This window comes from Streptomyces sp. NPDC001848, from assembly GCF_042891915.1.
In the GTDB taxonomy this organism is placed as follows: Bacteria; Actinomycetota; Actinomycetes; order Streptomycetales; family Streptomycetaceae; genus Streptomyces.
The window spans coordinates 235,396-253,825 of the sequence record NZ_JBIATP010000013.1 but is presented as its reverse complement, the minus strand read 5'-3'; the positions used below and the strand labels follow the sequence as shown (position 1 = coordinate 253,825).

The 18,430-nt window shown below is 71.7% G+C and carries 20 protein-coding genes and 3 pseudogenes; 13 read left to right on the top strand and 10 right to left on the bottom strand.

Going from position 1 to position 18,430, the window contains the following annotated elements:
• Positions 1-1,017 precede the first annotated feature (1,017 nt).
• Positions 1,018-1,944 carry a mycothiol synthase gene (gene mshD / locus ACFYZJ_RS27050; RefSeq protein ID WP_388572062.1) on the bottom strand — a complete coding sequence of 309 codons (927 nt, stop codon included), beginning with the start codon at positions 1,942-1,944 and terminating at the stop codon, positions 1,018-1,020.
• A gap of 294 nt (positions 1,945-2,238) precedes the next feature.
• Between mshD and ACFYZJ_RS27045 the strand changes: the two are divergent.
• The 3 genes and pseudogenes from ACFYZJ_RS27045 to ACFYZJ_RS27035 all read left to right on the top strand — a co-directional run.
• A pseudogene (locus tag ACFYZJ_RS27045) lies at positions 2,239-2,764 on the top strand (5'-nucleotidase C-terminal domain-containing protein); the annotation flags it as partial.
• A gap of 171 nt (positions 2,765-2,935) precedes the next feature.
• Entirely contained in the window at positions 2,936-3,223 is a 288-nt protein-coding gene (locus ACFYZJ_RS27040; RefSeq protein ID WP_388572060.1) for a hypothetical protein, read from the top strand.
• A complete protein-coding gene (locus tag ACFYZJ_RS27035) occupies positions 3,220-3,618 on the top strand; it encodes a hypothetical protein (protein ID WP_388572058.1) in 399 nt (132 codons plus the stop codon). The genes ACFYZJ_RS27040 and ACFYZJ_RS27035 overlap by 4 nt, the downstream gene beginning before the upstream one ends.
• A 20-nt stretch (positions 3,619-3,638) precedes the next feature.
• On the opposite strand, the gene ACFYZJ_RS27030 is transcribed toward ACFYZJ_RS27035, so the two are convergent.
• The 6 genes from ACFYZJ_RS27030 to ACFYZJ_RS27005 all read right to left on the bottom strand — a co-directional run bounded on the left by ACFYZJ_RS27030 (position 3,639) and on the right by ACFYZJ_RS27005 (position 9,508).
• Positions 3,639-5,099 (bottom strand): sensor histidine kinase, encoded by a 1,461-nt coding sequence (locus tag ACFYZJ_RS27030; RefSeq protein WP_388572056.1) that lies wholly within the window; start codon positions 5,097-5,099, stop codon positions 3,639-3,641.
• Complete coding sequence (locus ACFYZJ_RS27025) at positions 5,096-5,830, bottom strand: response regulator transcription factor (protein WP_388572054.1); 735 nt, start codon at positions 5,828-5,830, stop codon at positions 5,096-5,098. The genes ACFYZJ_RS27030 and ACFYZJ_RS27025 overlap by 4 nt, the downstream gene beginning before the upstream one ends.
• A 146-nt stretch (positions 5,831-5,976) precedes the next feature.
• Positions 5,977-6,270 (bottom strand): hypothetical protein, encoded by a 294-nt coding sequence (locus ACFYZJ_RS27020; protein WP_388572052.1) that lies wholly within the window; start codon positions 6,268-6,270, stop codon positions 5,977-5,979.
• Between the two features lie 37 nt (positions 6,271-6,307).
• Positions 6,308-7,405 carry a S1C family serine protease gene (locus ACFYZJ_RS27015; protein WP_388572050.1) on the bottom strand — a complete coding sequence of 366 codons (1,098 nt, stop codon included), beginning with the start codon at positions 7,403-7,405 and terminating at the stop codon, positions 6,308-6,310.
• A 170-nt stretch (positions 7,406-7,575) separates the two neighbouring features.
• Positions 7,576-8,598, bottom strand: a complete 1,023-nt coding sequence (locus tag ACFYZJ_RS27010; protein WP_388572048.1) for a LacI family DNA-binding transcriptional regulator — start codon at positions 8,596-8,598, stop codon at positions 7,576-7,578.
• Between the two features lie 130 nt (positions 8,599-8,728).
• A complete protein-coding gene (locus ACFYZJ_RS27005; RefSeq protein WP_388572046.1) occupies positions 8,729-9,508 on the bottom strand; it encodes a winged-helix domain-containing protein in 780 nt (259 codons plus the stop codon).
• A 171-nt stretch (positions 9,509-9,679) separates the two neighbouring features.
• On the opposite strand from ACFYZJ_RS27005, the gene ACFYZJ_RS27000 reads away from it, so the two are divergent.
• The 8 genes from ACFYZJ_RS27000 (at position 9,680) to ACFYZJ_RS26965 (ending at position 14,923) form a co-directional block, all read left to right on the top strand.
• Positions 9,680-10,534 carry an alpha/beta hydrolase gene (locus tag ACFYZJ_RS27000; protein WP_388572044.1) on the top strand — a complete coding sequence of 285 codons (855 nt, stop codon included), beginning with the start codon at positions 9,680-9,682 and terminating at the stop codon, positions 10,532-10,534.
• Positions 10,535-10,572: 38 nt separating this feature from the next.
• Entirely contained in the window at positions 10,573-10,827 is a 255-nt protein-coding gene (locus ACFYZJ_RS26995) for a MoaD/ThiS family protein (protein WP_388572042.1), read from the top strand.
• 3 nt (positions 10,828-10,830) lie between these two features.
• Positions 10,831-11,982 (top strand): hypothetical protein, encoded by a 1,152-nt coding sequence (locus ACFYZJ_RS26990; RefSeq protein ID WP_388572040.1) that lies wholly within the window; start codon positions 10,831-10,833, stop codon positions 11,980-11,982.
• Positions 11,983-12,179: 197 nt separating this feature from the next.
• Positions 12,180-12,935, top strand: coding sequence for a DUF2993 domain-containing protein (locus ACFYZJ_RS26985; protein ID WP_388572038.1), 756 nt, complete (start codon positions 12,180-12,182; stop codon positions 12,933-12,935).
• A gap of 253 nt (positions 12,936-13,188) precedes the next feature.
• Entirely contained in the window at positions 13,189-13,269 is an 81-nt protein-coding gene (locus ACFYZJ_RS26980) for a putative leader peptide (protein ID WP_355139345.1), read from the top strand.
• A gap of 143 nt (positions 13,270-13,412) precedes the next feature.
• The gene (locus ACFYZJ_RS26975; protein WP_388572037.1) at positions 13,413-14,258 is read left to right on the top strand and encodes a sulfurtransferase; all 846 of its coding nucleotides are present in this window, start codon (positions 13,413-13,415) and stop codon (positions 14,256-14,258) included.
• Positions 14,259-14,288: 30 nt separating this feature from the next.
• Positions 14,289-14,576, top strand: a complete 288-nt coding sequence (locus ACFYZJ_RS26970; protein ID WP_388572035.1) for a DUF1416 domain-containing protein — start codon at positions 14,289-14,291, stop codon at positions 14,574-14,576.
• Between the two features lie 89 nt (positions 14,577-14,665).
• The gene (locus tag ACFYZJ_RS26965; RefSeq protein ID WP_103844332.1) at positions 14,666-14,923 is read left to right on the top strand and encodes a DUF3099 domain-containing protein; all 258 of its coding nucleotides are present in this window, start codon (positions 14,666-14,668) and stop codon (positions 14,921-14,923) included.
• 16 nt (positions 14,924-14,939) lie between these two features.
• Here ACFYZJ_RS26965 and ACFYZJ_RS26960 read toward each other — a convergent pair whose 3' ends face one another.
• The 3 genes from ACFYZJ_RS26960 to ACFYZJ_RS26950 all read right to left on the bottom strand — a co-directional run bounded on the left by ACFYZJ_RS26960 (position 14,940) and on the right by ACFYZJ_RS26950 (position 17,731).
• Entirely contained in the window at positions 14,940-16,652 is a 1,713-nt protein-coding gene (locus ACFYZJ_RS26960) for a SpoIIE family protein phosphatase (RefSeq protein ID WP_388572033.1), read from the bottom strand.
• Between the two features lie 73 nt (positions 16,653-16,725).
• Positions 16,726-17,088 (bottom strand): DsrE family protein, encoded by a 363-nt coding sequence (locus tag ACFYZJ_RS26955; protein WP_388572031.1) that lies wholly within the window; start codon positions 17,086-17,088, stop codon positions 16,726-16,728.
• Between the two features lie 25 nt (positions 17,089-17,113).
• A complete protein-coding gene (locus tag ACFYZJ_RS26950) occupies positions 17,114-17,731 on the bottom strand; it encodes a hypothetical protein (RefSeq protein ID WP_388572029.1) in 618 nt (205 codons plus the stop codon).
• 93 nt (positions 17,732-17,824) lie between these two features.
• Between ACFYZJ_RS26950 and ACFYZJ_RS26945 the strand changes: the two are divergent.
• Positions 17,825-17,968: pseudogene (locus ACFYZJ_RS26945) on the top strand (XRE family transcriptional regulator); the annotation flags it as partial.
• Positions 17,938-18,158, top strand: a pseudogene (locus ACFYZJ_RS26940) (DUF397 domain-containing protein). The pseudogenes ACFYZJ_RS26945 and ACFYZJ_RS26940, both read left to right, overlap by 31 nt.
• Positions 18,159-18,430: the final 272 nt, after the last annotated feature.

Sequence of the window (18,430 nt, the reverse complement as noted above, 5' to 3'; positions counted from 1 at the left end):
GGCTGGGCCTTTGCGCCCCTTGGCGGGGCTGGGTCCCTGCGTCTTGGCGGGGACTGTGCCTCTGCACCCCCTGGCGGGGCTGGGCCTTTGCGCCCCTTGGCGGGGCTGGGCCTTTGCGCCCCCTGGCGGGGCTGGGCCTCTGCACCCCCTGGCGGGGCTGGGCCTTTGCGCCCCTTGGCGGGGCTGGGTCCCTGCGTCTTGGCGGGGACTGGGCCTCTGCACCCCCTGGCGGGGCTGGGCCTTTGCGCCCCTTGGCGGGGCTGGGTCCCTGCGTCTTGGCGGGGACTGTGCCTCTGCACCCCCTGGCGGGGCTGGGCCTTTGCGCCCCCTGGCGGGGCTGGGCCCCTGCATCCCCTGGCGGGACTGTGCCTCTGCACCCCCTGGCGGGACTGTGCCTCTGCACCCCCTGGCGGGGCTGGGCCTTTGCGCCCCTTGGCGGGGCTGGGTCCCTGCGTCTTGGCGGGGCTGGGCCTTTGCGCCCCCTGGCGGGGCTGCGCCTTTGCGCCCCTTGGCGGGGCTGGGTCCCTGCGTCTCGGCGGGGCTGCGCCCCTGCACCCCTGGCGGGGCTGCGCCCCTGCACCCCTGGCGGGGCTGCGCCCCTGGAACCCGCGGCGGGGACTGCGTCCCCAGCACCCCTGGCCCGGCCTGCGTCCTCCGGCACCCACCCCTGGCGGGACTGCGTCCCCGGGGGGCCTGGCAAGGACTGCGTCGACTGCGCCCCCTTGGCGGGGCTGCGCGCGTACCCCGGCGGGCTGCGCGCGTACCCCGGCGGGCTGCGCGCGTACCCCGGCGGGCTGCGCGCGTACCCCGGCGGGCTGCGCCCGTACCCCGGCGGGCTGCGCCCCAGACCCGCTTTTCGGGGGCCGGCCCCGGACCTCTGCCCCTCGAACGCCGGAGGGGCTGATTTTCAGCCGGTCCGGCGTTCGAGGACGAGGCCGTTCAGGCCGAAAGGGGGGCTGGGGGCGCAGCCCCCAGGGACGGGAAGGGTAGGGGCGGCGGGGGCGGCGGAAACCTGGATCAGGTCTCCGTCCGGTACATCAGATCCGTCTCGTACGTCGTGAAGCCCAGCCGCTCGTACACCGCCAACGCCGCCTTGTTGTCCGCGTCGACGTACAGCATCGCCGTCGGCAGGCCCCGGGCCGCCAGGTGGCGCAGGCCGATCGTGGTCAGGGCGCGGCCCAGGCCGGTGCCCTGCGTGCCGGGGCGGACGCCCAGGACGTACACCTCGCCCAGCCGCTCCTGCGCGTGGACCTTCGTCCAGTGGAAGCCGACCAGTTCGCCCGCCCGTTCCGCGAGGAAGAAGCCCTCCGGGTCGAACCACGGCTCCGCCTTGCGGTCGTCGAGGTCGCGCTGGGTGAGGGAGCCCTGTTCGGGGTGGTGGGCGAACGCCTCCGCGTTGACGGCGAGCCAGGCCGCGTCGTCCTGCCCGGGCACGAACGTGCGCACCGTGACGCCCTCCGGCAGCGTCGGCTCCGGCGGGTCGAAGTCCGTCAACGAGCGGCGCAACTGGCGCAGTTCGCGGAACAGGGTCAGGCCGAGGACCTGCGCCAGGTGCCGTGCCGCGGCGTGGCCGCCGTGCGCCCACACTCGCAGCCGCTTGCCGGAGGCCGCGAGGAGGGCGGAGCCCAGCGCCCGGCCGTGTCCGTGGCCGCGGTGCGCCGGGTGGACGACCAGCTCGGCGGCCGGCGCCTCCACCGGGTCGGTGTCCTCCAGTTGGGCGTATCCGACGAGCGTGCCGTCGACCGTCAGCAGAAGATGGGAGACGCCCTCCCGCTCGCCGCCGCGCAACTGCAGCCGCCCCTGTTCGGACACGGCCTGCTGCCCGTCGACCCGGGCGGCGTCGGCGAGGAGTGCCAGCACGGCGTCGGCCTGTTCGGGCGAGAGCGCGGTGCGGGTCTCGAGGGAGCGGGTCGTGGCCGGGCGGGCGGTGTCGTCGCTGGTCATGGGTACGAGAGTACGGGGCCGAGCAAGGAAAGGGGAGGTAAAGGGCAACCCGCTCGTAACCCTGAACCCCCTTTGGCGCTACGCGCGTTGACTCCAAGCTGCCCGAACCGCCGTCTTGGTGCGTTCTTTGCACATGCAGGGCACACGCAGGGCACACCACAGGACACGGCACAGGGCACACCGCAGGGCACACCGCAGGGGGGCACATGCCGCCGAACCTCCGGCACAGACATCTTCACCGCATCCTCGCCGCCGCCGCGGGCCTGGCCACGGCCGGTACCCCGGCCGAGGTTCGTGGACCCCGAGGCGGACCTCGCCCTGATGAACCCCGGCGGTATCCGCGCCCCGCTCACCTACGCAGCGAGCGGCGGCGAGGGCGACGGGGTGGTGACGTACGGGGAGGCGTACGCGGTCCAGCCCTTCGCCAACACCGTCAACCTGGTGAACCTGACCGGTGCGCAGTTGATCACCGCGCTGCAGCAGCAGGTCAGCGGTGCGAACGAGGCCTCCCCGAAGATCCTCCAGGTTTCCAAGGGGCTCACCTGCACGCTGGACCTGACGAAGTCGGGCGCCGCGCGCGTGGTCGTGGACTCGATCCGGCTGAACGGCGCGGCGATCGGCCCCGCCGCCACCTACCGGGTCGCGATGAACTCTTTCCTCGCGGGTGGCGGGCGACGGCTTCGCGGAGCTGGGCAAGGGCACGAACGTGCTTGTGGGCGGGGACGACCTGGCGGCCTTCGAGGCGCATCTGACGGCGAACTCGTCGGCCACGTCGCCGTATCCGGTGCCGGCGGCGGACCGCATCACGGTCCGTACGTAACCCCCGGACAAGGAGACGGGGCGGGGCCCCGGAACACTGTGCGGAGCCCCGCCTCGGCCGCGGGCGCGGAGCGGGGCGGGGCAAGGGCGAGGGCGAGGGGCCTGAACACCTTCGGGTGAAGCCGTGGGGAGACCTGGCGCGCAGGTGCTCTGGTGTGACTATGGTGACGCTATGGCAGAGCACACGACCATTCAGGTGTCCCGGCAGGCCCGGGACCATCTCGCCCAGGTCGCCAAGGAGCGGGGGATGACCCTGGGGCAGCTCGTCGAGAAGCTGGCGGCGGAACAGCTCACCGCGGAGCAGATCGCGGAACGCGTCGCCGCCACTCGCAAGGTGCTTCGTGAGCGCATGGGCTGCACGCTGACCGACGAAGAACTCGACCAGGGGCCCGACGTTCTGGCGAATATCTACGCCATGGCTGCCGAGAAGATGCACACCCCGAGGAGCAGGGCCGCGTGATCGTTCTCGACACCAGTGCGGTGGTGGCGCTCACACAGGGACACCGCGCTCTGCACCATCTCGCCGACAACGTCGCTCATACGCCGGGAGACCGGCTGCACATCCCGGCGTTGTGCCTGATGCACGCCGAGTCGACGGAGAAGGGCATCGCAGGCGACGTGCTGGCGCTGCCGGGCGTCATGGTCGACCCGCTCACCCAGGTTGCGGCGGCCACGGTCGGAGGGATGATCAGGGACGGCTGGGGCGGCCCTGACACCTGTCACGCTCTCTACGTCGCAACACCACATCTGGAGACGGGGGGCATGTCGATCATCCTGACGGGCCGGGAGGACGACTACCCGCCGGGCATCCTCACCGTCGACATCGACTCCCCCGGCATGCTCGGCCACCACTGATCCTCAGCGGGGGCGGAGCGCTACGCGACGGTCGGTTGTTCCTCCGGCGGCGGAGTCGGCGCCCCCGGCAGCCGTATCGTCGCCACCGTGCCGCCGTCCTCCGCGGGGGTCAGGGACACCTCGCCGCCCGCCTGCTCCACCGTGCGGGCCACGATCGACAGGCCGAGGCCCGAGCCGGGCAGGGCGCGGGCGCTCGGGGAGCGCCAGAAGCGGTCGAAGACGTGCGGGAGTTCGTCGACCGCGATGCCCGGGCCGTGGTCGCGCACGCTCAGCACGCCGTCGGCCAGCTGGACCTCGATCGTGCCGGCCTCGGGGCTGAACTTCACCGCGTTGTCCAGGATGTTGACCACCGCCCGCTCCAGTGCGGACGGCTCCGAGCGGACGTACCACGGTTGGAGGTCGGCCGTGATGGTCAGCTCCGGGCCGCGCAGCCGGGCGCGGCGCAGCGCCGACTCGACGACGTCCTGCCACGCCACCACCTGCGCCTTGTCGGCGTGCTGGCCGCTCGTGGGGCGCGACAGTTCCTGGAGGTCACCGATGAGCGAGGCCAACTCCGTCATCTGCGCCTTCACCGAGGCGAGCAGCGCCTTGCGGTCCGCCGGGGGGATCGGGCGGCCCGTCTCCTCGCTGCGGGTGAGGAGTTCGATGTTGGTGCGCAGCGACGTGAGCGGGGTGCGCAGCTCGTGGCCCGCGTCCGCGATCAGCTGCTGCTGCAGTTCCCGCGAGCTGGCCAGGGCCGACGTCATCGAGTTGAAGGACCGGGACAGACGGGCGATCTCGTCCTCGCTCTCCTCCTCGACCGGGATACGGGTCGTGAGGTCCTCGGTGCGGGCGATGTGCTCGACGGCCTCGGTGAGCTTGTCGACGGGGCGCAGACCCGCCCGGGCCACGGTGAGACCGGCGGCTCCGGCGCCCACGACACCGATGCCGGACACCACGAGGAGGATCAGGGCCAGGTCGCCGAGCGTCTTCTGGGTGTCTCTGAGGGAGACCGCCACGAGCAGGGCGCTGTCGGCGAACAGTTGCAGGCCGCCCGGGCCCTCGCTCATCAGGGGCGCCGCGATCACCCGCACCGGATTGCCCTTGCTGTCGGTGCTGTTGTGGATGATGCTCCGGTTCAGGGCCGGGTTCCCGGCGACCTCGAGATCGGTGCGGGTGACGTGGAGGAGGCCCGCGGACGTCGGGTAGACGCAGGACCTGCCGTCCGTGTTGATCACCTGCATGTAGTAGGTGTCGGGCTGCGGACCGCGGTCGTCCTGGGGAGCGGGACTGGTCCGGCAGTTGCTCAGGGTGTTCGTCAGCCCGACCATCTTGACCGGGCCGCTGGCGGACTTCAGCTGGTTGTCGACCTGCTGGTACAGCTTGCCCTGCACGATGAACCAGCAGGTGACGGACACCGCCGCCACCCCGAACGCCACCGCCGCCGCGACCAGCAGGGCCAGCCGGGAGCGCAGCGGAAGGGAACGGAACCGCTTGATCACTCGGCGCCGCCCTGCCGCAGGACGTAGCCCACGCCCCGCACGGTGTGCACCAGGCGCGGCTCGCCGCCCGCCTCCGTCTTGCGGCGCAGGTACATGACGTAGACGTCGAGCGAGTTCGAGGACGGCTCGAAGTCGAAGCCCCACACCGCCTTCAGGATCTGCTCGCGGGTCAGCACCTGGCGCGGGTGTGCCATGAACATCTCCAGGAGCGTGAACTCGGTACGGGTCAGCTCCACCGGGCGCCCGCCGCGTGTGACCTCCCGGGTGGCGAGGTCCATGCGCAGGTCGGCGAAGGTGAGGACGTCGTTCTCCTCGGCCGCGCCCGCCACGGCCGCCGCGTAGGAGCTGCGGCGCAGCAGGGCGCGGATACGGGCGAACAGCTCGTCCAGCTCGAACGGCTTGACCAGGTAGTCGTCGGCCCCGGCGTCCAGGCCGGTGACACGGTCGCCGACCGTGTCGCGGGCCGTCAGCATCAGGATGGGAGTGGTGTCGCCCGCCCCCCGGATCCGGCGGGCGGCGGTGAGGCCGTCCATGCGGGGCATCTGGATGTCGAGGACCACCAGGTCCGGCTGGTACGCGGTCGCCTTGTCCAGCGCGTCCGCACCGTCCACGGCCACCTCGGTGGCATAACCCTCGAAGGCGAGGCTGCGCTGGAGTGCTTCACGCACGGCCGGCTCGTCGTCGACGATCAGGATGCGCTGGGGTTCACGGTCGCCTTCGGCGGGGCTCATGGATGTGGAGTTCCTCAAGGTGCGGCGGGCGGGCGATACGGATTCAGCCTCGCACGATTCGGGTCGGGGACGGAAAGGTTCTTGCTGTGGGCGGAGGAACCCCGCCGGCGCCGGGTCGCGCGCCCCCGGGCACTGAACAGCTGCGGTCAGCCCATCACCGCGGTCAGCCGGTTCAGCGGAACCTTGCGGCGGTGCGGGCGCGCGTCCGTCATGCGCAGTCCCATCAGCTGCGGCACCGCCACCTGCGGGATCGCGACCTCGGGGGCGCGCTCGACGCGCGGCAGGGTCCGCGGCAGGGGCCTGGGCCGGGGCTGAGGCCGGGTCCGGGTCCGGGGCCGGCGCCGTGTCGGGGCGTGGAGCTCGTTCGCCACGGCCAGGGCCAGCAGCACTCCGCCGGGCTCGGTGGCCCCGGTGACCTCGTGCACAGCCATCGTGATCATGTCGTACTCCTTACCACTCGCCCGGCGGGGCGCCCGCTCAGCTCTGAGAGCCGGAGCGCAGCGTCGCCAGGTCGGACTTGACGGTGTTGATCGGGATGGCGAAGCCCAGGCCGACGCTGCCGGCGCTCGACGAGGTCGAGTCCGAACTGGCCGAGTACATCGCCGAGTTGATGCCGATGACGTTGCCGTTCAGGTCGATGAGGGCGCCACCGGAGTTGCCGGGGTTGAGGGAGGCGTCGGTCTGGATCGCCTTGTACGTCGTCGTGGACGAGCCCGTGTCGCCGTTGAACTGCCGGCCGCCGAACGCGAACGGCCACCGGCCGTCACCGCCCTGCTGCTGGTTCTCGTCGGTCGGCACGGTGACGTCACGGTTCAGGGCGGAGATGATGCCGCTGGTGACCGTGTCGCTCAGCCCCTCGGGGGAGCCGATGGCAACGACCTGGTCGCCGACCTGGAGACCGTCGGAGTTGCCGAGCGTGGCGGCCTTCAGCCCGGACGCGCCCTGCAGCTTGATGAGCGCCAGGTCCTTCTTGCTGTCGGTGCCCACGACCTGCGCGGTGTACGACTTGCCGTCGCTCGTCGTCACCTTGATGGAGGAGGCGCCGGAGATGACGTGGTTGTTGGTGATGATCTGGCCGTCGCCGGTGATGATCACGCCCGAACCGGTCGACTGACCGGCGTTGGAGGTGGCGTTGATCTCCACGATGCTCGGGTTGACCGCGGCGACCACCCCGGCGATCGTGCCCCTGGCGCTGGACGGCACCACGTTGGTGCTGGTCGAACTGGTGGAGGCGGCGGTGCCCTTGCCGGTCAGCTCCTGGATCCCGTACGCCGTGCCGCCTCCTATCGCGGCGGCGACGATCGCCACGGCGGCGAGGAGTACGAGCGGGCCCTTGGCGCGCCGCTTCGGCTCGGGGCGGGCCGGGACGGCGGCCAGGACGGCCGTGCCGTCGTCGCCGTTGCCGTCATGACCGCCGCCGGCCGCGACCGCCGGCTGTGCCGGCTCGTACGCCGGAGGGGGCGGCCACTCCGGGTTCACGGGGGAAGGGGTGTGCTGCTGCTCGGGGTACGCGGACTGGGGTCCGTGACTCTCGGGGTGCTCGTACTCGCTGCTGCGGCGGAAGCTCTCGGTCATGTAGAAGAGAGTGTCCCGTGATCATGAGAGCTTCCTGAGGCCCCGCTGAGAAGCCCGACAGAACCGTGTATGTCCGATATAAAGGCGTCCGCGATGAAGGCGTCCGGCTCATAGGTTCCGGGGGATTCCGGAGGGTGGGTTCCGGGGTGACTCAGGGGGCTGGGGCCCTGCTACTCGCAGCCGCAGGAACGGCGCACGACCAGCCGCGAGGGGAACAACTTCAACCGCTCCCGCCGCGACCCAGCCACCCGAAGCCCGTCGTCGAGCACCAGATCGACGGCCGCGCGGGCCATGCCCGAACGGTCCGAGGCGACCGTGGTGAGCGGCGGGTCGGTCAGAGCCGCCTCCTTCACGTCGTCGAACCCGGCCACCGCCAGCTCCCCGGGCACATCGATCCGCAGCTCGCGGGCGGCCCGCAGCACGCCGATCGCCTGGTCGTCGGTGGAGCAGAAGATCGCCGGCGGCCGATGGGGCCCGGACAGCAGTTCCAGGGCGACGTTGTACGCGTCGTACCGGTTGTAGGGCGCCTCGAACAGGCGGCCCTCCGTGGAGATCCCGGCCTCCTGCATCGCGCGCCGCCAGCCCTCGACGTGGTCGGAGACGGGGTCGCCGACCGCCGGGGTCTCGGCGGTACCACCCATACAGGCGACGTACTCGTATCCATGTTCGAGAAGGTGTCGCACGGCGAGCTGGGCGCCGCCCAGGTCGTCCGTGACGACCGCGACGTCGTCGATCGCCTCGGGCCGCTCGTGCAGCAGCACCACCCGGGCGTCCCACGCGTCGATCTCCGCGGCGGCGTGGTCGTTGAGCGCGTGGCTGACCAGGATCAGCCCGGAGACGCGCATACCGAGGAAGGCGCGCAGATAGTGGACCTCGCGCTCGGCCACGTAGTCGGTGTTGCCGACGAGCACCATCTTTCCGCGCTCGGCGGCGGCCTGCTCGACCGCGTGCGTCATCTCCCCGAAGAAGGGCTGACGCGCGTCCGGCACGATCATGCCTATGAGATCCGTGCGCCGCGACGCCATGGCCTGGGCGACCCGGTCGGGCCGGTATCCCAGTTCCTTGATCGCGGCGAGGACACGCTCGCGCGTGGCCGGGGCGACCGGCCGGGGTCCGTTGTTGATGACATAGCTGACGACGGCGGTGGATGTCCCCGCCAGTCGCGCCACATCATCCCGAGTCACCTTGGCCACGCGCGGAGTCTACGCGGATGGACCGCCTCTGGGCAGGGCTTTCCCGGTTCTATGCCCCACCTGTGACCTGGGTGGTGACCTGCGTCTCCTCGGCGGTGACGTCCACCGGTGTCTCGGCGGTGACGTCGGCCTACGCCTCGGCGGTGACCTCGGCCCCCGCCACCGGCGCCGGGTCGTCCGCATCGTCCGCCTGCGGCCGGGCCGCCTTGGCCTTCGCCTCCTCCGCGGCGCGCTCCACCTTCTCGGGGGTGACGAAGCGGTAGCCCACGTTCCGGACGGTGCCGATCAGCGACTCGTGCTCGGGCCCCAGCTTGGCGCGCAGCCGTCGTACGTGGACGTCGACGGTGCGCGTACCGCCGAAGTAGTCGTAGCCCCAGACCTCCTGCAGCAGCTGGGCGCGGGTGAAGACGCGGCCCGGGTGCTGCGCGAGGTACTTCAGGAGCTCGAACTCCTTGAAAGTGAGGTCGAGGACGCGGCCCTTGAGCTTGGCCGAGTACGTCGCCTCGTCCACCGACAGGTCGCCGTTGCGGATCTCCATCGGGGAGTCGTCGTTGACGATCTGCTGGCGGCCCATGGCGAGCCGCAGCCGGGCCTCCACCTCGGCGGGCCCCGCGGTGTCCAGCAGGACGTCGTCGATGCCCCAGTCGGCGGTGACGGCCGCGAGACCGCCCTCGGTCACGACGAGGAGGAGCGGACAGCCGGGCCCGGTGGAGCGCAGCAGCTGGCACAGGCTGCGCACCTGCGGCAGGTCCCGTCGCCCGTCGACGAGGATGACGTCGGCGCCCGGCGTGTCGACGAGGGCCGGGCCTTCCGCCGGAGCCACTCGCACGTTGTGCAGGAGCAGACCGAGAGCGGGAAGCACCTCCGTCGACGGCTGAAGGGCGTTGGTCAGGAGCAGCAGAGAACTCATACGTCTGGTTCCTCCTCGGTCCCTGCGAGGACGTTTGGCGGGGCGGCACTGCTCTGCGCATCCCGGGGCCCGTACACCTGCGGTTTCCCGCGTCGTATACAACGCGTCCGAAAGCACAAAAGGACCCGGGGGCTACGCTGCCCGAGTCCTCTGCCCAGCAGAATAGCCCACATGAGCACCGGTACGGCAGGTGGAACGGCAGGATCCACGGTTTGTCCGCACTCCGAGACGGCTCGTCGCGGGTCTGTTCGGACGTTTCTGCGCACGGTCGACGCGGTGACGATCGACGCCGCATACGATCAGGGATCCGTTGTATACGACACCGGACGTCCATCTTCCGGCCACCTGGACCAGCTTGCGATCGTCGTGGCACACGGCTTCACGGGCGACCTGGAGCGGCCCCATGTGCGCCGGGTGGCGGGCGTCCTCAGGCGGTACGGCGCCGTGGTGACGTTCTCCTTCCGGGGCCACGGGGCGTCCGGCGGCCGGTCCACGGTCGGCGACCGCGAGGTGCACGACCTGGCGGCCGCGGTGCGGTGGGCCCGGGAGCTGGGGCACACGCGGGTGGCCACGGTCGGCTTCTCGATGGGCGGCTCGGTGGTGCTGCGCCACGCGGCACTGCACGAGGAGGGCGCGGATCCGGACGCGGTGGTGTCCGTGTCCGCGCCCGCCCGCTGGTTCTACCGGGGCACGGCCCCCATGCGGCGGCTGCACTGGCTGGTGACCCGACCCGAGGGCCGCCTGCTGGGCCGCTACGGCCTGCGCACCCGCATCCACCACCGCGACTGGGACCCGGTCCCGACCTCGCCCGTCGAATCCGTCCCCCTGATCGCGCCGACACCGCTGCTGATCGTGCACGGCGACCAGGACGGCTACTTCCCCGTCGACCACCCCCGCATGTTGGCCGAGGCCGCCCCTGACCACGCCGAACTGTGGCTGGAGCCCGGCATGGGCCACGCCGAGAACGCCAGCGACGACGCCCTGCTGGCCCGCATCGGCGCGTGGGTCGCGTCCCGGGCGGGCTAGCCTGATCGGTGTTCACCACGACCGAGTCGAGGAAGCAGATGGCAAAGGGCACGGTCCGCTACTGGGCCGCCGCGAAGGCGGCCGCGGGGGTCGCCGAGGAGCCGTACGAGGCGACGACGCTCGCGGAGGCGCTCGACGCGGCGCGCGAGAGGCACCCCGGCGAACTCGTCCGCGTCCTGAAGCGCTGCTCCTTCCTGGTCGACGGTGACCCCGTCGGGACCCGTGAGCACGAGACGGTACGGCTGGCCGAGGGCGGCACGGTCGAGGTGCTCCCGCCGTTCGCAGGAGGATGAGCGATGAGCAACCAGCCGTACGAGGGACCGTACGAGGGATACGAGGGGCACCAGGGATACGCGCCACCCGGGTACGGGGGCTATGACGGCCACCCGGGCCACCCGCAGGGCCACCAGGCCCACCAGGCCCACCAGGCCCACCAGGCCCAGGGCTACCAGGTCCAACAGAGCCACCCTGACCCCCAGGGGTACCGACAACAGGGCTGGTACGACCCGAACGGCGCGGCCTACCCGCAGCAGCAATGGCAGCGGCAGCCCTACGGGGCGGCCCAGCCGTTGCCGCCGGAGACGCAGGCGTACGAGCCGCACGGTTACGCAGCGCCCGGCGCAGCCGCCACCACGACGACCACCGCCGCCGAGCCCGAGCCCCCGGCCGTCGACCTGTCCACCCTCCCCGCCAACCAGCGGGCCCGGCTCGAAGGCCGTTCGCCGATCATCGAGCCCGGGCTGCAGCCGGCCGCGCTCACCGCGGTGCTGGGGGCGCTGCTCGCCGGGGCCGCGGCCGTCGGGACGTACGCGCTCGCCGTACCGCTGGTGATCCTGCAGGCCGTCACGGCGGCCGGATGGTTCCGGCTGAACGGCATGTGGCCGGCCCGGCAGGGCATCGCGCTGGCGTTCCTGGGCGCGGTCACCGCGGACGCGGCGCTGCTGGTGGCGGGCCGGGAGCACGCGCCGGGGGCGATCCTGGGCACGCTCGGCGTCTGGGTCCTGCTGTCCCTGGTCCTCCAGCTCAGGTCGCACGCCGACCCGGACACCCGGATGTACGGCCTGATGGCGACGGTCGCCTCGGCCGCGCTGTCGATCGTCGCGGCCGGGCACCTGGCGGCCGTACCCGACGCGGTCACGGTGGGCGCGATCGCGGTCGCCGTGGCAGTCCTGGCCCGTGCCCTGCCGCTGCCGACGGCGGCGTCGGTGGTGGTGGCCCTGCTGGCGGCGGCGGGCGCGGGCATCGCGACGGGCGGCGCCACGGGTTTCGGCACGTCCGGTGCGGCGGGGGCGTTCCTCGGCCTGGGCGCGGGCGTCTGTGCCCTGATCGGCCACCGGGTGGCGAGCTACGACTACCCGTCCCGCTTCGTCCACTTCACGGCGGGCGTCGCACTGCCGCTGACGGCGGCGGCACCGGTGATCTACGTACTGGGCCGGGCGCTGGGCTGATCCGCACGGCTCGGCTCTGCGGGGCATGGGGGAGGAACGCCTCCGACCTCCCCATGTCCACAGCTGTGCGACCTCCCCATGTCACAGGTGATCCACAATGCGCCGTTCCCCCTTCCGCAGGCGGGTACTGTCACGCTGGACGGCCACCTGGTCGTCGGGACCGCCGTGACGACCGCCGACGTGGGGGACAACCGAGCATGCGCGCACTGCGAATACTGCTGATCCTCGTCGTGGTCCTGGGCGGCCTCTTCGTGATCGCGGACCGCGTCGCGGTTCACTTCGCGCAGAACGAGGCGGCCGACAAGCTCAGGACCACCGAGAACCTGGCCACCACCCCGGACGTGTCCATCAAGGGCTTCCCGTTCCTCACCCAGGTCGTCTCCGGCCGGCTGGACGACGTCGAGGTCGGTATCAGGGACTACGAGGCGACCACCGCGAACAGTTCCGGCTCCCCCTCCGAGAAGATCCGCATCGACGACCTGAACGCGTCGATGAAGGACGTGACGTTCTCCGGCGACTACAGCTCCGCCACCGCGGCCACCGCCACCGGCACCGCGCTCATCACCTACGACGAGCTGCTCAAGACGGCCAAGTCCCAGCCCACCGAGGTCGCTCCCGGAGTCACCGCCCGGGTGACCGGCCTGTCCGACGGCGGCAACGGGAAGATCAAGGTCGCGGTGAAGGTCGAGGCGCCCGCCCTCGGCATCAAGCTGCCGAACCCGGTGTACGTGCTCAGCTCGGTCACCGCCCGGGGCAACACCGTCAAGGTGCACGCCGACAGCCTGCCCGAACTCGCAGGCATGGAACTCGCCGGCTCCCGGATCCGCACCATCACCGACTTCCAGCAGCGCATCGACCGGCTCCCCGGCGGCATCCAGCTGGACAAGGTCGAGGCCGCGAAGGACGGCGTGGAGATCGCGGTGAAGGGTTCGGGCGTCCGGCTCGCCGGGTAGGAGGACCGGCGACCGGCAGCGAGGGCAGGCCCCGGAGGCGAGGCGAGCACGGCCGGGGCAGGCCGGACGCGGGCCGGTCGTCCGAAGGGCGAGACGATCCCGTCCGTACCGTAGATGGCGTGCGGGACGGGCGCACGGCGGAATCGCGCGGCGGCCGTTCGCCACCACTTCGCATCCCACATCCCGGACGATCGCATCTCAACATGCGACACGCCGGTGACACGCCCCGCGCCCGGTCCCTACGATCGACCCCATGCAGCGACAGGCGGATCTCACGAAGCGGCGGGCAGTAGACCTGTGCCGCGTCGCCGCCATGCTCTGTCGCACTTCCTGAGCGGGAGAGTTTCCCTCCCGTATCGCCGGCCCTGGCTCCTGACACAGGGCCACTCGTGCGCCGCGTACGCCACCGCGACACCGCGTACCCGCACCCTTCTGACTCGCAATGCCCCGCCGCAACTGCCCCGGAGGAGAAAGAGCATGAGCCGCAGCGACGTCCTGGTAGACGCCGACTGGGTCGAGCAGCACCTGGACGACCCCAAGGTCGTCATCGTCGAGGTCGACGAGGACACCACCGCGTACGAGAAGAACCACATCAAGAACGCTGTCCGCATCGACTGGAAGCAGGACCTCCAGGACCCGGTCCGCCGCGACTTCGTCAACCAGGAGCAGTTCGAGGCGCTCCTGTCGGAGAAGGGCATCGCCAACGACGACACGGTCGTCCTCTACGGCGGCAACAACAACTGGTTCGCGGCCTACGCCTACTGGTACTTCAAGCTCTACGGCCACGAGGACGTCCGTCTCCTCGACGGCGGCCGCAAGAAGTGGGAGCTGGACGCCCGCGAGCTGGTCGACGGCTCCGAGGTGCCCGAGCGTGCCAAGACCGAGTACAAGGCCAAGCCGCAGGACGCCTCGATCCGTGCCTTCCGCGACGAGGTCGTCGACGCGATCGGCACCAAGAACCTGGTCGACGTCCGTTCGCCCGACGAGTTCTCCGGCAAGCTGCTCGCCCCCGCCCACCTGCCGCAGGAGCAGTCGCAGCGCCCGGGCCACGTCCCGAGCGCGAAGAACATCCCCTGGTCGAAGTCGGCCAACGACGACGGCACCTTCAAGTCCGACGAGGAGCTGAAGGAGCTGTACCAGTCCGAGGGCGTGGACCTGGCCAAGGACACCATCGCCTACTGCCGCATCGGTGAGCGCTCCGCGCACACCTGGTTCGTGCTGCACGAGCTGCTCGGCCAGGAGAACGTCAAGAACTACGACGGCTCCTGGACGGAGTACGGCTCCCTGGTGGGCGTGCCGATCGAGCTCGGCGCCGGCAAGTAAGACGACCTTTCGGAAAAGACGGAGAAGCACATGTGTGGAGCGAAGGCCGGCGGCCCCGACGCCTCGACGATCAAGCCCGGTGAGACCACCATCCAGGGCCACGTGACCCGCAACGGCGAGCCGGTGACGGGCTACGTCCGCCTCCTGGACTCGACCGGCGAGTTCACCGCGGAGGTCCCCACCTCCGCCACGGGCCAGTTCCGCTTCTACGCGGCCGAGGGCACCTGGACCGTACGCGCCCTGGTGCCGGGCGGCACCGCCGACCGTACCGTCGTCGCCCAGAAGGGCGGCCTCGCGGAGGTCGCGATCGCGGTCTGAGCAGTACCGCGCATGGCTGAAGGGCCGCACCCCCGGGTTGGACACCTCGGGTGCGGTCCTTCCGCATGTCCGCGGGGCATAGTGAAGGTATGTACGCACGACGACGTCACGTGTACTTCGCCATGATGGGCACCTGCCTGGCGCTGTTCGTCCTGGCCTGGGGAGTCGTGCGCATCTGGTCGGTTCCGGCGGCCGTGGGGATGTGCGTGGTCGCGATGGTGATCCCACCCCTGGCCGCGATGGTGGCGAACCGCCGGGGCCCCGAGGACCGCTGGTGGGACGACCCGTCCGGGGACCCGCAGTCCGACGAGTGGTGGGACGAGCTGGACGGCAAGAAGCGGCGGTAGTCGCAGCGGCACCGGGTCAAGTGGGGATGCGCACGGCCAGAAGTGCGACGTCGTCCTCGTTGCCCGGTGGCCGGGCGCGCTTCAGCAGCTGGTCGGTGAACGACTGCAGGGGCCGGTGGGCGAGGGACGCCGCGTGTCTGCGCAGCCGCTCCAGCCCCTCGTCGACGGAGTGCCCCCGGTCCTCGATCAGGCCGTCCGTGTACAGCACGAGCGTGGACCCGGGCGGCAGCGCGGCGGTGGCGTCGGTGCGGGGCCGGCCGCCCTCGATGCCGAGCAGGAGGCCGTGGCCCTCGGTGAGGTAGTGGGCCACGCCGTCGCGGGTGACCAGCAGGGGCGGCGGATGGCCGGCGTTGGTCCAGGTCAACTCGTACAGCCCGGTGTCCGTCACGGTCATCCGGGCCAGGACCATGGTCGCCATGGAGACCTCGGTGACATGCAGAGCCGCGTTGTCCAGTCGCTCCACGATCCGGCTCGGCGGTTCCTGCTGCGACCAGGCGTAGGCGCGGAGCATGTTGCGCAGTTGCGCCATGCCGGCCGCGGCGTCCAGGTCGTGGCCGACCACGTCGCCGACGACCAGGGCCGTGGCGCCGTCCGCCAGGACGAAGGCGTCGTACCAGTCGCCGCCGACCTGTGAGGCGTCGGGGGCCGGCAGGTAACGGGCGGTCATCCCGGGTCCCGGCAGGCGGGGAAGCTGGGGCAGCAGGTGGCGCTGCATCGTCTCGGCGACCGTGCGCTGCCGCTGGTAGAGGCGTGCGTTGTCCAGGGCGAGCCCTGCACGGCGCGTGATGTCCTCGAGCAGGGTGAGGTCCGCGACGGTGAACCGCTCCGGCCGCTCGGAGCGGCCCAGGGTCAGGGCTCCCAGCACCTCCCGCAGGCCGCGGATGGGCGCGATGGCGGCCGAGTGCATGCCGGTCGCGTCGAACAGACGGCGCTGCTCGACCGCGATGCCCGAGTCGGGCGGCCCCTGGTAGGTCTCCGGCCCGGCCAGGGTGGACGCGACACCGCGCAGGGCCCGTGACAGGGGCATCGGGGACTCCTCGGGCACCGGTGGCATGGCACCCTCCAGCTCCTCCCGGTGCACCAGCGCGCCGTCCTCCACCTGCACCACGGCGGTGCGCCAGACCTCGTCGCGCTCGGTGATCAGGTCGATGACGGCCCAGTCCGCGAGGCGGGGCACCACCAGTCTCACCAGTCTGCGTACGGCCTCGTCCACGTCCAGGGTGGAGGTCAGCGTCGTGGTCGTCTCGGCCAGCAGGGCCAGCCGCTCCAGTTCGGAGAGCGAAGCCGTGGCCTGGACCGGAAGCTCGCCGGGTGGCGCGGCCCGGCCGAGCGCGTGGAAGAGGACGAGGGTGGTCGGCCGGTCGCCGATGACACACGGCGTGGCCAGCCACGAGATGCCCAGCAGAGAGCCGTCGCCCCGCTCCATCCACTCCTCGGTGCCCTGTGCCGTGCCTCCCGAGAGCATGGACTCCCGGATCGGGCACTGGATCCTGGGGATGGTCTCGCCGTAGCGGTTGCGGTGCAGCAGATCGTGCGAGTCCCGCCCGACCATCCCCGCTGCGGGCCGGGCCAGAAGCTGCTCGGCTCCGGCGTTGACGCCGATGATGTGCCCCCGCTCGTCGGCCAGGTAGGCCCCGGCGCCGAAGGTGTCCAGCACCTTGGCGACCGCCTCCCAGGCGGAGCCCGTGGCCCGTCCGTCGGCCGTGCCCGCCGCCTCGGGACCCGTCATCGTCAGCGCACCTCCATTCCCACCTGATTCAGGAGTTCCCCGGCGGGCTGGGGTGACGCTCTCGCGGCCGGGTTCAGTACACGAGCGCCTGGGTGTCCTCCGCCAGTGCCTCCTGTACGAAGACCTGCGCACCCGCGATGCGCACGCCGTCGACGACGTCCTTCTCCGTGATCTCGCGGCGGGCCGCGCACTGGGTGCACAGGGTGATCCGGCCGGCCGCCAGGATCGACTCGATCAGGTCGGGCAGCGGCGCGGCGTGCGGCAGTTCGAACTCCGCTGCCCGTCCCGGCAGTGCGAACCACGACGACTCACCGGTCAGCCAGAGGGAGACGTCCACGCCGCTGGCGACCGCGACCGCCGCCACCGTGAACGCCTGAGAGCAGCGCTCGGGGGCGTCCGCCCCCGCCGTCACCTTGATCACGAGCTTCTTGGCCATGCCGAAAGCGTAGTCCCGGCCGTCGTCACGTCGTCTCGGCCCGCAGCGCGTCCAGGCCCGGGCGCAGCCGGGGCTCATCCGCGACGGGGGCCGTCTTCTCGGTGAAGTGGTCCACGGCCGCACGCACGTCCTTCTGCATGGCCTCGCCGCCGTGCAGACGGCCCACCCGGACCATGACGCGCAACGCGGTCGCCCAGCCGTCCCCGTAGGCCCGCAGCCCGGGGGCGGAGTCGGCCCGCTTGCGGAACAGCGCGTGGTACAGCAGGTGGCTCTCCAGCGCCAGCCGCCAGGCCGCGTCGCCGTCCGTGTCCAGGTCGACGGCGGCGGCGATGTCGGCGAGGCGCCGGGCGCGCACGGGAGCGGCTGCCGGGTCACGCACCCGGGCGGTGGCGGAGAAGGACTCCTCCGTGGTCAGGGCCCGACGCAGGACGGCGACCCCGACCAGGCCCGTCGCGGCGCCGGCCGTGCGCAGCACCTCGTCCAGGGTGCGGGGGCGCGGCCCGGTGAGATTCCGCTGTTCGTGCTCGACGGCGGTGGCGGACAACTCGGCGGCGCGGTCCAGGTAGGCGCGGGCCTCTTCCGCCCGACCGGCCGCGCGCAGATGCACCCCCTTGCGGGCCGGCGCCGCCGCGAGGCCGCCCAACCCTGCTCGACGACTTTCAGCACCATGTCGCCAGTGCGGCCTCCCGCAGGCCGGCCAGCTCCTCGCACGTGGCACGGCCCCGGACCGGTACCCCGCGGCGAACTGGTGGAAGGAAACGGCTCAGTTGAGCTTCTGCAACGTGCGTACGATGCGATGCGTGACGTGGCTCTGAACCCGGCCGAGTCGCGGAAGTTCATCCTGCGGATGTGGGCGGAAGTGCCGTGCGAGCGATCGATCCGAGCGCCGCCACCTGGCGCAAGAGCAGCTACAGCAATCCGGACGGAGGCAACCGCGTCGAGGTCGCCCCGACCTCCCCTCCATCGTCCCCGTCCGTGACAGCAAGGACCCCGCCCGCGGCACCCTCGTCTTCCAGGCCGCCGCCTGGGCGTGCTTCGTCGGCGTGGTCAAGAGCGGCGACCTCGTGTAGCCGAGCACGGTGGCCGAGGCCCCTACGGGCTGGACACGGACACGGAAGGCCACGACGGCTGATCGAGGGGCCCGGACAGAGAGGCCCCGGTTCCGGCCGCGTAAGCTGGAGCCCGGCCCTGTGTACTCGTATCGCGCTCATCCGAGGAGCACCCCGTGGAGATCTTCTTCGAAACCCTGCTGGTCCTGGTCTGCGTCGGCGTCCTCGCCTTCGCCGGACTGACCGTGAAGAAGCTCTTCCAGGGCCAGCGCTGACCCCTACGCCATCCACGA

Excerpts from the sequence above, each read along its gene's own strand:
- ACFYZJ_RS26955 (WP_388572031.1), bottom strand. The coding sequence starts at position 17,088 with ATGGCCAAGAAGCTCGTGATCAAGGTGACGGCGGGGGCGGACGCCCCC.
- ACFYZJ_RS26980 (WP_355139345.1), top strand. The coding sequence starts at position 13,189 with ATGCAGCGACAGGCGGATCTCACGAAGCGGCGGGCAGTAGACCTGTGC.
- ACFYZJ_RS26965 (WP_103844332.1), top strand. The coding sequence starts at position 14,666 with ATGTACGCACGACGACGTCACGTGTACTTCGCCATGATGGGCACCTGC.
- ACFYZJ_RS27000 (WP_388572044.1), top strand. The coding sequence starts at position 9,680 with ATGAGCACCGGTACGGCAGGTGGAACGGCAGGATCCACGGTTTGTCCG.
- ACFYZJ_RS27005 (WP_388572046.1), bottom strand. The coding sequence starts at position 9,508 with ATGAGTTCTCTGCTGCTCCTGACCAACGCCCTTCAGCCGTCGACGGAG.
- ACFYZJ_RS26975 (WP_388572037.1), top strand. The coding sequence starts at position 13,413 with ATGAGCCGCAGCGACGTCCTGGTAGACGCCGACTGGGTCGAGCAGCAC.
- ACFYZJ_RS27025 (WP_388572054.1), bottom strand. The coding sequence starts at position 5,830 with ATGAGCCCCGCCGAAGGCGACCGTGAACCCCAGCGCATCCTGATCGTC.
- ACFYZJ_RS26990 (WP_388572040.1), top strand. The coding sequence starts at position 10,831 with ATGAGCAACCAGCCGTACGAGGGACCGTACGAGGGATACGAGGGGCAC.
- ACFYZJ_RS26995 (WP_388572042.1), top strand. The coding sequence starts at position 10,573 with ATGGCAAAGGGCACGGTCCGCTACTGGGCCGCCGCGAAGGCGGCCGCG.
- ACFYZJ_RS27015 (WP_388572050.1), bottom strand. The coding sequence starts at position 7,405 with ATGACCGAGAGCTTCCGCCGCAGCAGCGAGTACGAGCACCCCGAGAGT.
- ACFYZJ_RS26970 (WP_388572035.1), top strand. The coding sequence starts at position 14,289 with ATGTGTGGAGCGAAGGCCGGCGGCCCCGACGCCTCGACGATCAAGCCC.
- mshD (WP_388572062.1), bottom strand. The coding sequence starts at position 1,944 with ATGACCAGCGACGACACCGCCCGCCCGGCCACGACCCGCTCCCTCGAG.
- ACFYZJ_RS26960 (WP_388572033.1), bottom strand. The coding sequence starts at position 16,652 with ATGACGGGTCCCGAGGCGGCGGGCACGGCCGACGGACGGGCCACGGGC.
- ACFYZJ_RS26985 (WP_388572038.1), top strand. The coding sequence starts at position 12,180 with ATGCGCGCACTGCGAATACTGCTGATCCTCGTCGTGGTCCTGGGCGGC.
- ACFYZJ_RS27020 (WP_388572052.1), bottom strand. The coding sequence starts at position 6,270 with ATGATCACGATGGCTGTGCACGAGGTCACCGGGGCCACCGAGCCCGGC.
- ACFYZJ_RS27040 (WP_388572060.1), top strand. The coding sequence starts at position 2,936 with ATGGCAGAGCACACGACCATTCAGGTGTCCCGGCAGGCCCGGGACCAT.